12 protein-coding genes are annotated in these 12,679 nt (G+C 71.7%); 2 read left to right on the top strand and 10 right to left on the bottom strand.

The window, feature by feature from the left end; all coding sequences use genetic code 11:
• Positions 1-11: 11 nt before the first annotated feature.
• The 4 genes from OG780_RS27985 to OG780_RS28000 are packed head-to-tail and all read right to left on the bottom strand — an operon-like array spanning position 12 to position 3,133.
• The gene (locus tag OG780_RS27985; protein ID WP_326787939.1) at positions 12-428 is read right to left on the bottom strand and encodes a Fur family transcriptional regulator; all 417 of its coding nucleotides are present in this window, start codon (positions 426-428) and stop codon (positions 12-14) included.
• A gap of 58 nt (positions 429-486) precedes the next feature.
• Positions 487-1,386 carry a metal ABC transporter permease gene (locus OG780_RS27990; protein WP_328452703.1) on the bottom strand — a complete coding sequence of 300 codons (900 nt, stop codon included), beginning with the start codon at positions 1,384-1,386 and terminating at the stop codon, positions 487-489.
• The gene (locus OG780_RS27995; protein WP_326790964.1) at positions 1,386-2,171 is read right to left on the bottom strand and encodes a metal ABC transporter ATP-binding protein; all 786 of its coding nucleotides are present in this window, start codon (positions 2,169-2,171) and stop codon (positions 1,386-1,388) included. The genes OG780_RS27990 and OG780_RS27995 overlap by 1 nt, the downstream gene beginning before the upstream one ends.
• The gene (locus OG780_RS28000) at positions 2,171-3,133 is read right to left on the bottom strand and encodes a metal ABC transporter substrate-binding protein (protein ID WP_326787941.1); all 963 of its coding nucleotides are present in this window, start codon (positions 3,131-3,133) and stop codon (positions 2,171-2,173) included. Before OG780_RS28000 ends, OG780_RS27995 begins: the two co-directional genes overlap by 1 nt.
• Positions 3,134-3,330: 197 nt before the next feature.
• Here OG780_RS28000 and OG780_RS28005 point away from each other — a divergent pair, with 197 nt between their 5' ends.
• Positions 3,331-4,713: a glycine--tRNA ligase gene (locus OG780_RS28005; RefSeq protein WP_328452706.1), complete on the top strand. Its 1,383-nt coding sequence runs from the start codon at positions 3,331-3,333 to the stop codon at positions 4,711-4,713.
• A gap of 134 nt (positions 4,714-4,847) precedes the next feature.
• On the opposite strand, the gene OG780_RS28010 is transcribed toward OG780_RS28005, so the two are convergent.
• The 5 genes from OG780_RS28010 to OG780_RS28030 form a co-directional block, all read right to left on the bottom strand.
• A complete protein-coding gene (locus tag OG780_RS28010; protein WP_328452707.1) occupies positions 4,848-5,900 on the bottom strand; it encodes a chitinase in 1,053 nt (350 codons plus the stop codon).
• Between the two features lie 121 nt (positions 5,901-6,021).
• Entirely contained in the window at positions 6,022-6,666 is a 645-nt protein-coding gene (locus OG780_RS28015; protein WP_328452709.1) for a Fic family protein, read from the bottom strand.
• Positions 6,638-7,465 (bottom strand): hypothetical protein, encoded by an 828-nt coding sequence (locus tag OG780_RS28020; RefSeq protein WP_328452711.1) that lies wholly within the window; start codon positions 7,463-7,465, stop codon positions 6,638-6,640. The genes OG780_RS28015 and OG780_RS28020 overlap by 29 nt, the downstream gene beginning before the upstream one ends.
• A 157-nt stretch (positions 7,466-7,622) precedes the next feature.
• Entirely contained in the window at positions 7,623-7,844 is a 222-nt protein-coding gene (locus OG780_RS28025; RefSeq protein WP_326787946.1) for a hypothetical protein, read from the bottom strand.
• A gap of 720 nt (positions 7,845-8,564) precedes the next feature.
• Positions 8,565-9,995, bottom strand: coding sequence for an MFS transporter (locus OG780_RS28030; RefSeq protein ID WP_328452713.1), 1,431 nt, complete (start codon positions 9,993-9,995; stop codon positions 8,565-8,567).
• A 101-nt stretch (positions 9,996-10,096) separates the two neighbouring features.
• On the opposite strand from OG780_RS28030, the gene OG780_RS28035 reads away from it, so the two are divergent.
• On the top strand, positions 10,097-11,128 hold the full coding sequence (locus OG780_RS28035) for a helix-turn-helix transcriptional regulator (protein ID WP_328452715.1): 1,032 nt from the start codon (positions 10,097-10,099) through the stop codon (positions 11,126-11,128).
• 29 nt (positions 11,129-11,157) lie between these two features.
• On the opposite strand, the gene OG780_RS28040 is transcribed toward OG780_RS28035, so the two are convergent.
• Positions 11,158-12,621 carry an MFS transporter gene (locus tag OG780_RS28040; RefSeq protein ID WP_328452717.1) on the bottom strand — a complete coding sequence of 488 codons (1,464 nt, stop codon included), beginning with the start codon at positions 12,619-12,621 and terminating at the stop codon, positions 11,158-11,160.
• Positions 12,622-12,679: the final 58 nt, after the last annotated feature.

Below are 12,679 nucleotides of genomic sequence, written 5' to 3' on the forward strand. Positions count from 1 at the left end.
GGGGCTCGGGCTCAGCCCTTCGCCGCCGCGCACTCCGCGCACGTGCCGAAGATCTCCACCGTGTGGGCCACGTTCACGTAGCCGTGCTCCGCGGCGATGGCCTCGGCCCACTTCTCCACCGCGGGGCCCTCCACCTCCACGGCCTTGCCGCAGACGCGGCAGACGAGGTGGTGGTGGTGCTCGCCGGTGGAGCAGCGTCGGTAGACGGACTCGCCCTCCGAGGTGCGCAGGACGTCGACCTCGCCGGCGTCGGCGAGGGACTGGAGCGTGCGGTAGACCGTGGTGAGCCCGACCGAGTCGCCCTTGTGCTTGAGCATGTCGTGGAGCTCCTGCGCGCTGCGGAACTCGGTCACCTCGTCGAGCGCGGCCGCCACGGCGGCACGCTGCCGGGTGGAGCGGCCCCGGACGGGCGATCCAGCGGTTGTCACCGTTGCCTCCTCGCGTCTGCGCTTGCCCGGCCATTGTGCCAGCCCGGGCAGTGCCCGGTCAGACGCCGACGGTGCTCTCCGGTCCGCGGGTGGCCGGAATCGCGCACTCCGCCGGATCCCCGGCGGCCTGGGCGGCGGCCAGCGCACGGGCCCGGCGCCGGGCCAGCGGTGTCGCGAGCGCCGTCAGCGCGATGAACGCGCCGATCGTCAGCAGGACGATCGTCGAGCCGGGCGGCACGTCCTGGTAGAACGAGGTCACCGTGCCGCCGATCGTCACGCTCACCCCGATCGCCACCGCGACGGCGAAGGTCGCCGCGAAGCTCCGGGTGAGCTGCTGGGCCGCCGCGACCGGCACGACCATCAGCGCGCTCACCAGCAGCAGGCCGACCACGCGCATCGCGACGGTGACCGTGACCGCCGCCGTGACGGCCGTCAGCAGGTTCAGGGCCCGCACCGGCAGACCGGTCACCCGCGCGAACTCCTCGTCCTGGCTGACCGCGAACAACTGCCGGCGCAGCCCGAGCGTGACCACCAGGACGAAGGCGGCCAGCAGGAAGATCGCCGTCACGTCGGACTCGCTCACCGTCGACAGCGAGCCGAAGAGGTACGAGGTCAGGTTGGCGGTCGAGCCGCCCGCGAGGCTGGTGAACATCACGCCGCCCGCCATGCCCCCGTAGAAGAGCATGGCCAGCGCGATGTCCCCGCGCGTCCTGCCGTACCAGCGGATCAGCTCCATGAGCACGGCGCCCAGCACGGACACGGCCGTCGCCATCCACACCGGTGATGTGTTGAGCAGGAAGCCGAGGCCGACGCCCGTCATCGCCACATGGCCGATGCCGTCGCCCATCAGGGCCTGACGGCGCTGGACGAGGTAGATGCCGACGGCGGGCGCGATGACGCCCACCAGGACGGCGGCGAGCAGTGCCCGCTGCATGAAGGCGTAGTCGAGGATGTCCATCAGCTCAGGAGTCCCGTCCGGTGGGGTTCGGCGTCATGAGCCGCGTGCGGGTGTACGTGGTCGTGGCCCGGCAGAGCGTGCTGGCCGACCGCCCGTGGTGGCGGGCCGTCGTGCAGGACGCAGCCGTCCCGCAGGACGACGGCGCGGTCGATCAGCGGCTCCAGGGGGCCCAGCTCGTGCAGGACGAGCAGCACGGACGTGCCCTGGGCGACCTGGTCGCGCAGGGTCGCGGCCAGCACCTCCTGGCTGGCGAGGTCCACGCCCGCCATCGGCTCGTCCATGATCAGCAGTTCGGGTTCGGAGGCCAGCGCGCGGGCGATGAGGACCCGCTGGTGCTGTCCGCCCGACAGGGCGTTCACGGAGTCCTTGGCGCGGTCCGCCATCCCGACGAGCTCCAGGGCCCGTCGTACGGCCGCGTGATCGGCCTTGCGCAGGATGCCGAGGCGGGCGCGGGACAGCCGTCCCGAGGCGACGATCTCGGTGACCGTCGCCGGCACACCGCCCGCGGCCGTGGTCCGCTGCGGGACGTAGCCCACCCGGTGCCAGTCGCGGAAGCGGCGGCGCGGAACGCCGAAGATCTCGATCTCGCCGGCACTGACGGCGACCTGGCCGATGACGCTGCGCACGGCGGTCGACTTGCCGGAGCCGTTGGCACCGAGCAGCGCGACGACCTCCCCGCGGCGCACGGTCAGGTCCACGCCGCGCAGGACCGGGCGTGAACCCAGCTCCGCCCGGACACCGCGCAGGGTTACGACGGACTCGCTCACGACGTCCTCCACAGTGATCACTTCGTTCCGAGAGCCGTCTGGAGGGCCTTCAGGTTCGACCGCATGACCTGCATGTAGTCGCTGCCCCTGGACTTGTCGGTGATGCCTTCGAGGGGGTCGAGGACGTCCGTCCGCAGCCCCACGTCCCGGGCGATGGTGCCGGCGGTCCGGTCGCTGACGAGCGTCTCGTAGAACACCGTCGTGACGCCGTCGGCCTTCGCCATGTTCTCCAGGGCCTTCACCCGGTTCGCGCTGGGCTCCGACTCGGGGTCGAGGCCGTTGACGGCCTCCTCGGTGAGCCCGTAGCGCTCGGCGAGGTAGCCGAACGCGGCGTGGGTGGTGATGAAGGTCTTGGTCTTCGTGTTCGCGAGCCCGTCGCGGAAGTCCTTGTCCAGCGCGGTGAACTTCGTCCGCAGCGCCGCCGCGTTCTTCTCGTAGTCCGCGGCGTGCTTCGGGTCGGCCTTCTTCAGCGCTGCCGACACGCCCTCGGCCACCTGGCCGAAGCGCACGGGGTCGAGCCAGACGTGCGGGTCGGCGGCGCCGGTGTCCTCGCCCTCGCTGTGGTCGTGGGCGGCGGCGTGCCCGCCGACCTCGTTGCCGTGCTTCTCCAGCGTCGTCAGCGAGGCCGCGTCGACCTTGGTCTTCACGCCGGACTGGGCCACCGCGTCGTCGACGGCCGGCTGGAGGTTCTTGAGGTAGAGGACGGCGTCGGCGTCCTGGAGCCGCGCGGTCTCCCGGGCGCTGATCTCCAGGTCGTGCGGTTCCTGGCCGGGGCGGGTCAGAGTCGTGACGCTCACATGCGACCCGCCGATCTCCTCGGCGAGGTACTGGAGCGGGTAGAACGACGCGACGACGTCGAGTCTGCCGTCGTTCCGGGCGTCGGCCGAGGCGGAACCCGAGCAGGCCGTGAGGGCGCCGAGGCCGAGGGCGGTGGCCGCCACGGCAGCGGACCCCGGTATGAGGCGTCGTCGTACGTTCATGACAGTCATTTTCAACAAATTTGGAAACGATTGTCAACAAGCCCTCGTGGGGGTGCCCGCGCGCTCTCCGGCAACGGGTATCAAGCGGATCCAATCGGCAGGAAGCGGCCTGCCGCGGGAACCGATTTGATGCGGGGGTGGCCGACGCCGGTAACCTGAAGCATTCGCTGCCGTCCGTTCGTAATGAAGAGAGCACCGTGGCCGCCGACAAGATCGATTCCATCGTCAGCCTGAGCAAGCGCCGTGGCTTCGTTTTCCCCTGTAGTGAGATCTACGGCGGACAGCGTGCCGCCTGGGACTACGGCCCGCACGGCGTGGAACTCAAGGAGAACCTGAAGCGCCAGTGGTGGCGCTACATGGTCACGTCGCGCGAGGACGTGGTCGGTCTCGATTCGTCCGTGATCCTGGCCCCCGAGGTGTGGGTCGCCTCCGGTCACGTCGCCACCTTCACGGACCCGCTGACCGAGTGCACCTCGTGCCACAAGCGGTTCCGCGCCGACCACCTGGAGGAGCACTACGAGGCCAAGCACGGCCGCCTCCCGGAGAACGGCCTGGCTGACCTGAACTGTCCCAACTGCGGCAACAAGGGCACCTTCACCGAGCCCAAGCAGTTCTCGGGCCTGCTCTCCACCCACCTCGGCCCGACCCAGGACAGCGGCTCCGTCGCCTACCTGCGCCCCGAGACCGCCCAGGGCATCTTCACCAACTTCGCCCAGGTGCAGACCGCCTCGCGCAAGAAGCCGCCGTTCGGTATCGCCCAGATGGGCAAGTCCTTCCGCAACGAGATCACGCCCGGCAACTTCATCTTCCGCACCCGCGAGTTCGAGCAGATGGAGATGGAGTTCTTCGTCAAGCCGGGCGAGGACGAGCAGTGGCAGGAGTACTGGATGGAGCAGCGCTGGAACTGGTACACCGGTCTCGGCATGCGCGAGGAGAACATGCGGTGGTACGACCACCCGAAGGAGAAGCTCTCCCACTACTCCAAGCGCACCGCCGACATCGAGTACCGCTTCCAGTTCGGCGGCAACGAGTGGGGTGAGCTGGAAGGCGTCGCCAACCGCACCGACTACGACCTCGGCGCGCACTCCAAGGCCTCCGGCCAGGACCTCTCCTACTTCGACCAGGAAGCCGGAGAGCGCTGGACCCCGTACGTCATCGAGCCCGCCGCCGGTGTCGGCCGCGCCATGCTCGCCTTCCTCCTCGACGCCTACATCGAGGACGAGGCCCCGAACGCCAAGGGCAAGATGGAGAAGCGCACGGTGCTGCGCCTCGACCACCGTCTCGCCCCGGTGAAGGTCGCGGTGCTGCCGCTGTCCCGCAACCCGGAGCTGTCCCCGAAGGCCAAGGGTCTGGCCGCTGCCCTGCGCCAGAACTGGAACATCGAGTTCGACGACGCCGGCGCCATCGGCCGCCGCTACCGTCGCCAGGACGAGATCGGCACCCCGTTCTGCGTCACCGTCGACTTCGACACCCTCGACGACAACGCCGTCACGGTGCGCGAGCGCGACTCCATGAAGCAGGAGCGTGTCTCGCTCGACCAGATCGAGGGCTACCTGGCCGGCCGCCTCGTCGGCTGCTGACCTGCGCCTGCGCGCTCACGAAGCCCCCGGTTCCCGAGCAGGGAACCGGGGGCTTCGCGTTGTCCCGGACCATGGGGTGTCCGGGCGTCGGTGCGGCCGGCGGGGGCGGAGCGCCGTCCTGTGGCCCGCGGGCCTCAGCGGCCCTGCAGCGCCTTCACGTTGTCGCCGAAGGTCCAGTTCTTCGAGCCGTCCCAGTTGACCGACCACGTCATCAGGCCCTTGAGGGAGGTGCCGTAGTGGCGCCAGGCCTGGGAGACGAGGCTCGGCGTCATGTAGCCGCCGCCCGCGCCGGACTGGGCGGGCAACCCCGGGACCTGCTTGTCGTAGGGGACCTTGATGGTGGTCCCCTGCACTACGAGCCCCTTGTCGAGACAGTCGGTCTGGGCGGTGAAGCCCTGTACGGTGCCCGCGGAGTAGGAGTCACCTGAGCAGCCGTACATGCTGCCGTTGTAGTACTGCATGTTCAGCCACCACAGGCGCCCGTTGTCCGCGTACTTCTTCACGATGGGCAGGTAGGCACCCCAGATCGACCCGTACGCGATGCTGCCGCCCGTGACGTAGGCGGTCTCCGGCGCCATCGTCAGCCCGAAGTTCGACGGCATCCGGGACAGCACCCCGTCGATGATCCGGATCAGGTTGGCCTGCGACGTGGAGAGCTGCCCGATGCTGCCGCTGCCGACGAGACCGGTCTCGATGTCGATGTCGATGCCGTCGAAGTTGTACTTCTTCAGGAGGGGCACGATCGTCGCGACGAAACGGTCGGCGACCGCGGTCGAGCTCAGGTCGATACCGGCGGCCGCTCCGCCGATGGACAGCAGGACCGTCTGCCCCGAGGCCTTGGCCGCGCACATCTCGGCGGGCGTGGCGACCTTCACGCCCGCGTCCATCCCGTCCTCCCACAGCGCTGTGCCGTCCGAGCGGATGACGGGGAACGCCGCGTTGATCACGTTGTAGCCGTGCGCGGCGATACGGGAGTCGGTGATCGGCGTCCACCCGAAGGGCGGGTGCACACCGTTGGCCGAACCGTCCCAGTTCTCCCAGTAGCCCTGGAGGACCTTTCCGGCGGGACGGGACTTCACCGCGCAGGTGTCCGCGGCGTGGGCACCGGGGGCGCCCGCGATCGACAGGGGAGTGAGGACGGCCGCGGCCAGCGCGACGGCGAGCAGACGCAGTTTCCGACGGATCATGCGAGGCCTCCCGGTGGGGGTGCGGTGAGGTGTCGTAGGCATGACAGTCGCGCGGTCCAGACCTTTCGTCAATAGGTCTGGACCAAAGCGGGTGCGGGAGGGGTCGGACGGCGGCCGTTGCTCACCGGTGGCCGGCGGCCGGTGCGTGGCGGCGCCGGTCGAGCACGGCGATGAGGCCGGCCAGGTCGGCGGCGCCCTCGGGGTCGTCGGCGTAGCGCGTCGTCTGGAGCGGGCCGACCTCCGGAAGGACGACGCCCTCACGAGCCAGGACGTGCACGAGGGTCAGCAGGGCCGCACGGGCGTTGCCGTCGTCGAAGGGGTGGAAGAACGCCACGTCGAGATACGCGCGCGCCGCCCGGCCCGCGAGCGGCACGTCCTGGTCGACCGCCTCGCGCAGACAGGCGGCGAAGTCGTCCCGGGTCCGCACGGTCAAGCCGTAGCGCTCGCGTCCGCCCTTCGCGTGGGCGTCCCCCGTGCGGAACGGCGCCCGCGCCACCCCGAGGACCTCGCACTGCCAGCCGGCGAGCAGGGCGAAGTCGAGGGGAGCGCGGCGCCCGGCGTCGGCGCGGGCCCGGTCGTGGGCGCGCAGCAGACGCTCGGCGCGGACGGGATCGCGCTGGTGGACCGGCCCCGCGCACCAGGCCCGGAAACCGTCGCGCGCGGACGGTCCCGGCCGCAGGGCCGGAGCTCCGTGCCAGTCGGCCTCGCGGCGCACCCGCAGCCAGACCGCGAGGCTGTCAGCGGCGGTCATGTCGGCGGCGGTCATGGAACTCCTCCAGGTCGGCCCGCTCGCGATGGTCCCGGTAGGGGGCGTGGCCGGTGAGTGCGACGGCGAAGTCCTCCCCGACGGAGTCGATCAAGGCGGGCGCGGGGGTGACCCAGCTCTCGAACCGGCCGCCGATCGCGGCGTCCACCACCCGGCCGGCCTCGTCCTGGTCCATTCCGGTGCTGGTGAGGAACCAGCGCAGAATCCGGCCGGACTGCCCGGGCCAGTAGTCCACCCCCGAGTCCAGCGTCGCGGTCACCAGCCGTACGCAGGCCCGTTCCAGACGCCAGCTCCGGTCCTCGGGGGAGACGTCCGGCGGCGGTGTCAGTTCCGCGAAGCGCCCGGCGAGCCACTCCAGTGACCTCCGCCAGTTCAGCAGCGCGGCAGCCGCGCGGGCCGCGGTCGCGTCGGGAGTCGTGACCGCGGTGGCCGCATGGCCCCAGACGTTCACGTGCCCGCCGTACCCGAAGTCCCACCGCCATGCGAAGGTCCAACTGCCGTAGCGCTCACGGATGACGGCGTCGATCTGCTCCTCGCACCACCACTCGCACTGCCACCGGCCCGCCTGCCCGGAGACCACGGGCGGCACCCAGGGGCGGATCAGCGCGTGCAGGCGGGCCTCCTCCTCGTCGTCCCAGGCGAAGGGGTGCCGGGCCGGGTCGAGGTTGTTCCAGTCCCGCGTGGCCTTGAAGGAGACGGGGGGTACGAGGTTGCCGGGGAAGGGCAGGGTGTCTCGGTTGTACGTCAGTGCCGGTCCTGTCTCTCGCGTCGAGGCAAAGCACCCAGTCTCGCTCCGCACGGCCGGAGCCGGCCAGCGGGTTTCCGGGTTCCGGCCCCCCGCCGCCCCGGGGCGTGATGCGCGCGTCGGACCTCAACCCGCGGCCGCGCCGGCGGGGTGGGGCCGGAGGCGAACGCAGCACCACCGCCAGTGGTGCCCGTCGCGCAAGCCCGGGGCTTCAGCGCTGGGTGGGTGACGCCTCTTTGGGGTCGACCGTCGCCTGGTGTTCCTCGGCCAGGTGCTCCTCCGCCTTCAGCCAGGGCAGGAACTGGGTGTTCTTGCGCCAGCCGCACGTCTCGCACCGGATGGTGCGCTGGACGCCCGCCCGTTGCACGTGAACGGTGTGCTCGCGGCCGTGCTGGTCCCAGCGGCTCACTTTGCTCGTGTTCATCTGAAGCATGACGCCTCCTGGTTCTCCCGCTTCGTCTGCGCAGCAAGGAGTGTGCAGCATGGCGAAGATCAACGGGGGTTCTTCGGCGGTGAGTTCGGTGAGCCCGGCGCGGGTGCCGTCGAGGTCAGGACGGGGCGAGGTGCCCCTCGGCGGCCTCCACGGCGGCCGTGGTGACGTTGACCTGGTGTTCTGTCTCCCGGTCCACCGGTACCCAGGTCGCCGTGAAACTCGCCGAACGGGCGGCGCACCAGCGCGCGACGAGGGCTTCCAGCTCGGTGCGCCGGACGCGGTCCCCGGGGCGGGCGCGTACTCCTCCAGCAGGCGCAGCAGCATGGCCGCGGCCCGGAGCGGGGTTCGCCGGGCGAACCCCTCGATGCCGGCCGTGCGGGCGCGGGTGAGGCCGGGGGGCGGGGTGAACGACGGGTGCGCGGGGTCCCGGCCGTCGGCCAACGGGCCGCACACTCGCGGGTCGGCCGGACGGAACGCGCCGGGCCGTCGCCGGGCGCGCTCCGTCCGACTCGGCGCGACTCGGTACGACATGACGCACCACTGGTGCCAACAGCCCCTGGGGGCAAGGCGGCAGGCGCATGGCCGGTGCATGTGCCGGTGGCCGTAAGGAGGTCGGGCGCCGGACGACCGGCCGGCGCGGCCGGTGTGTCCGGCCCGGGCGGAACGTCCGGCGAGGACCCGCGCAGGCCCGCGGGCCGCCCTTCGCCGCGGGCCGGCCCCTCAGCCGATCGTGCGCGGCAGCCGCAGACTCAGCGCGGTGGTCAGGGCCACGCCGGCCAGCTGGACCAGGAGGGTCGTCACCAGGGCGTCCCGCATCCCGTGGGACGGGACGAGGGACAGGAACAGGGTGCCGAGAGTGGCCACCCCGACGGCGAGCGCCGCCTGCTGGGTGGTGGCCATCACGCCGCTGCCCACGCCCGCCCGCGCGGGCGGCACCTCGGAGAGGACGATCCGGATCAGGACGGGCAGCTGGAGCGCCTGGCCCGCGCCGGCGACGGCCGCTCCGGGCAGCAGTTCCGCCACCCCGAGGTCCGGCCAGGAGCGCCAGGCGGCCAGCGTGATCAGGGCCAGACCCACCCCTTGGATCAGCCCGCCCGCGGTGACCACCCGGGTGCCGTACCGGGCGATCAGCCGGGGTCCGCACAGGGACGTGACGAAGAAGACGACCGCCATCGGCGCGAGGGCCAGCCCCGCCGGGACGGGACCGAGCCCCTCGCCGCGCTGCAGCGCCACCGCGATCACGAACATGAAGCCGCTGAAGCCGATGGAGAACGGCACGATCATGATCAGACCCCGGCGCAGCGAGGTCAGCTCGAACAGGCTCGGCGGGACCAGCGGGGTGCGACCGAGGCGGTCCGCCCGGCGTTCGACGAGGTAGAAGGTCCCGGCCGCGAGCGGGAACAGGGCGAGGGACACCCAGGTCCACAGCGGCCAGCCCGCGGCCCGGCCCTCGGTGAGCGGGGCGAGCAGGGCCAGCAGGGCGACCGCGAGCAGGATCGTGCCGGGGGCGTCGATCGGCTCCGGGCGCTGCGAGCGCGTCTCGGGGACGGCACGGCGGGCCAGGACCAGGCCGAGCACGACGACGGGCACGTTCACGAGGAAGACCGAGCGCCAGCCGGTGCCCGCGATGTCGGCCGCGACCAGCAGGCCGCCGAGGATCTGCCCGGCCACCATGGACAGGCCGGCCGTGGCGCCGTACAGGCTCATCGCCTTGGCCCGGCGGGGTCCGGAGGTCGCCGACTGGATGGTGGCGAGGACCTGCGGCAGCATCGCCGCGGACGCCGCGCCCTGCGCGACCCGCGCCGCCACCAGGGTCCAGGCGGTGGGCGCGAGGCCGCAGGCGAGCGAGGTCAGGCCGAAGGCCGCCATGCCGCCGAGGAAGAGCCGGCGCCGCCCGAACAGGTCGCCGAGCCGTCCGCCGAGGACGAGCAGGACGGCGTACGCGACCCCGTAGCCGGCGACGACGAGTTCGAGGACGGCCTCGCTCGCGTTCAGGTCATGCCCGATGGTCGGAAGGGCTACGTTGACGATGAAGAAGTCGATCAGGGGGAGCGCCGCGCCGAGCAGCACGGTGAAGAGTCCGAGGCCGCTGAGCGCGGGTGGCGCCGTGGGGGCGCGGACGGTGGTCGTGAGAGTTCCGGTTTCGGTCACGTCCTCCAGACTTCTCCTGTACTTAGACAGGTACCAGAGTCTTCTTATCCTGGTACAAGCACTACCTGGCAACAGGCTGCGCCGGGCGGCAGGCTGGAGGCATGACGACAATGGCACGCGAGACGGCCACGAGCGCGGTGCCCGCGCGACCGGCGGCCACGGTCCAGGGCCCGGTGCCGCCGGCCGGCGGTGGGGTGGCGCCGGGCGCCGGTGCGGCGTCCCGTGCGGGGGAGATCCGGCGGCACGAGCTGGCCACCTTCCTGCGCAGCCGCCGCGAACGCATCACGCCCGAGCAGGTCCAGCTTCCCCGTGGCCGCCGACGGCGCACGCCGGGCCTGCGCCGCGAGGAGGTCGCCCAGCTCTCCGCGGTGGGCGTCACCTGGTACACGTGGATCGAGCAAGGGCGCGACATCCAGGTCTCCGAGCAGGTTCTCGACGCCCTGGCCCGCACCCTGCTGCTGGACACCAGCGAGCGGGCCCACCTCTTCCAGCTCGCCGGCGCGGTCGACCCCACGCCCGCCGCCCACTGCGCGGTGATCACCCCGGCGCTCCGCCAGGTCCTGACGCAGCTGGAGCCGGTTCCGGCCTGCATCCAGAACAGCCGGTACGACATCCTGGCGTACAACCGCACGTACGCCCGGCTGATGATGCGGGACCTCGACACGGTCCCGCCCGCCGACCGCAACTGCGTGTTCCTGGCCTACACCAACGCCGAGTGGCGCGCCTCGATCGTCCTGCTCGACGAGACCACGAGGCTGATGGCCGCCAAGCTGCGCGCGTCGATGGCCGGGCACCTGGGGGAGCCCGCCTGGAAGACCCTGCTGAAGCGGCTGCGGGCCGAGTCGGCCGAGTTCCGCGAGAACTGGGACCGGTACGAGGTGGCCGCCACCCGCGGTAAGACCAAGAAGTTCGCGAACCCGTACGTCGGCCTGGTCACCGTCGATCACACGGACCTGTGGCTCGCCCCCGACCTGGGCGCCCGCATGGTGACGTACCCGCCTCACGACGAGGAGAGCCGCGAACGGCTGGAGAAGCTGCACGCGATCGCCCTGGAGGCCGAGGCCGAGGCGCGAGCGGAGAACGAGGACCGGGCCGGAGCGCGGTCCCGGGTGGAGGTGGCGGGGGCGGTCTGATCCGGGGACGGCCCCCGCCGCCGGTCCGGTCAGGCGGTGGAGGGGTCCTGGGCGCGTACGCCCGCCGTGTCCCGGATCTCCGGGGACTCCAGCAGGCGGGCCGTGTCCTCGGCCGACGCGCGGGCCCGGCGCCCGCTGCTGAGCCAGCCGAGGACGAGGACGGCGACACCGCAGGCGGTGATGATCCACCAGCCGGGGCGGGAGGCCGCGACGAAGGTGTCCCGGTAGGCGGAGGCCTGGATGCCGGAGGCGAGGGCCGCGCCGATGACGGCGACACCGAGGGTGCCGCCGATCTGCCGGCTGGTCGAGGCGACGGCGGCGGCCACGCCCGCCTGGGCGCGGGGCATGCCGGAGACGGCCGTGTTGGTGATGGGCGCGTTCACGAAGCCGAAGCCGATGCCGAAGAAGACGTAGCCGATGACGAGCGTGACGTTCGACGTCTCCGCCTCGAACGCGGCGAACAGCACCCCGCTCACGGTCATCGCGACACCCGCGATCAGCAGCGACGGCCGGGGACCGCGGTTGCCGACCAGGCGTCCCGACACGGGCGCGCAGACGAAGCACAGGAACGCCATGGGCAGCATCCACAGGCCCGCGTGCAGGGCGTTCAGACCGCGCACGTTCTGGAGGTACAGCGTCGACAGGAACAGGAAGCCGCTGAGCGCGGCGAACGCGCTCACCGCGATGACGGTGGCCCCGCTGAACGGCACCGAGCGGAAGAAGCGCAGGTCGATGAGGGGTTCGTCGCGCCGGGGCTCGTACCACAGGAGGCCCAGCAGCGCGGCGAGGGCGACCGCGCCGAAGGAGAGGGTGTGGACGATCCCGGAGGTGGGCGCCTCGATGATCGCGTACGTCAGGGAGCCGAGCAGGGCGATGACGAGGAGCTGGCCGACCGGGTCGGGGCGGCGGGCCTTCGGGGCGCGGGACTCGGGGACGAAGCGCAGGGTCAGCAGGAGCGCGGCGAGGCCGACGGGGAGGTTGATCCAGAAGATCGACCGCCAGCCCACGGTGTCGACGAGCAGTCCGCCCACCAGCGGTCCCGCGGCCATCGAGATGCCGACCACGGCGCCCCAGACGCCGATCGCGCGGGCCCGTTCGCGCGGGTCGGTGAAGGTGTTGGTGATGATCGACATCGCCACCGGGTTGAGCATCGAGCCGCCGACGGCCTGGACCATCCGGAAGACGATGAGCGTGTCGAGGTTCGGGGCCAGCGAGCAGAGCACCGAGCCGATGGTGAACAGGACCAGGCCCGTCATGAACACCTTGCGCCGGCCGATGCGGTCGGCGGTGGAGCCCGCGAGCATCAGCAGGGACGCCAGCACCAGGGTGTACGCGTCGATGGTCCACTGCATCCCCGCGACGCTCGCGTGCAGCTCCTGCTGCATCGAGGGCAGGGCGACGTTCAGAACCGTGACGTCGAGGCTCACGATCAGCAGACTCATGCAGCAGATCGCGAGCACCAGCATCCGGTGACGGTGGCTGAGCTCAGGCATGCCGTCAGGGTACGTCGCTGTCGATAGTGTGTCTAACTAATGACTGCTACACGATCTT

It is taken from the genome of Streptomyces sp. NBC_00386 (assembly GCF_036063235.1).
In the GTDB taxonomy this organism is placed as follows: Bacteria; Actinomycetota; Actinomycetes; order Streptomycetales; family Streptomycetaceae; genus Streptomyces.

Bases quoted from the DNA above. Each gene is read 5' to 3' on its own strand.
- OG780_RS27990 (WP_328452703.1), bottom strand. From the start codon at position 1,386: ATGGACATCCTCGACTACGCCTTCATGCAGCGGGCACTGCTCGCCGCC.
- OG780_RS28000 (WP_326787941.1), bottom strand. From the start codon at position 3,133: ATGAACGTACGACGACGCCTCATACCGGGGTCCGCTGCCGTGGCGGCC.
- OG780_RS28010 (WP_328452707.1), bottom strand. From the start codon at position 5,900: ATGATCCGTCGGAAACTGCGTCTGCTCGCCGTCGCGCTGGCCGCGGCC.
- OG780_RS28015 (WP_328452709.1), bottom strand. From the start codon at position 6,666: ATGACCGCCGCCGACATGACCGCCGCTGACAGCCTCGCGGTCTGGCTG.
- OG780_RS28025 (WP_326787946.1), bottom strand. From the start codon at position 7,844: ATGCTTCAGATGAACACGAGCAAAGTGAGCCGCTGGGACCAGCACGGC.
- OG780_RS28035 (WP_328452715.1), top strand. From the start codon at position 10,097: ATGACGACAATGGCACGCGAGACGGCCACGAGCGCGGTGCCCGCGCGA.
- OG780_RS28040 (WP_328452717.1), bottom strand. From the start codon at position 12,621: ATGCCTGAGCTCAGCCACCGTCACCGGATGCTGGTGCTCGCGATCTGC.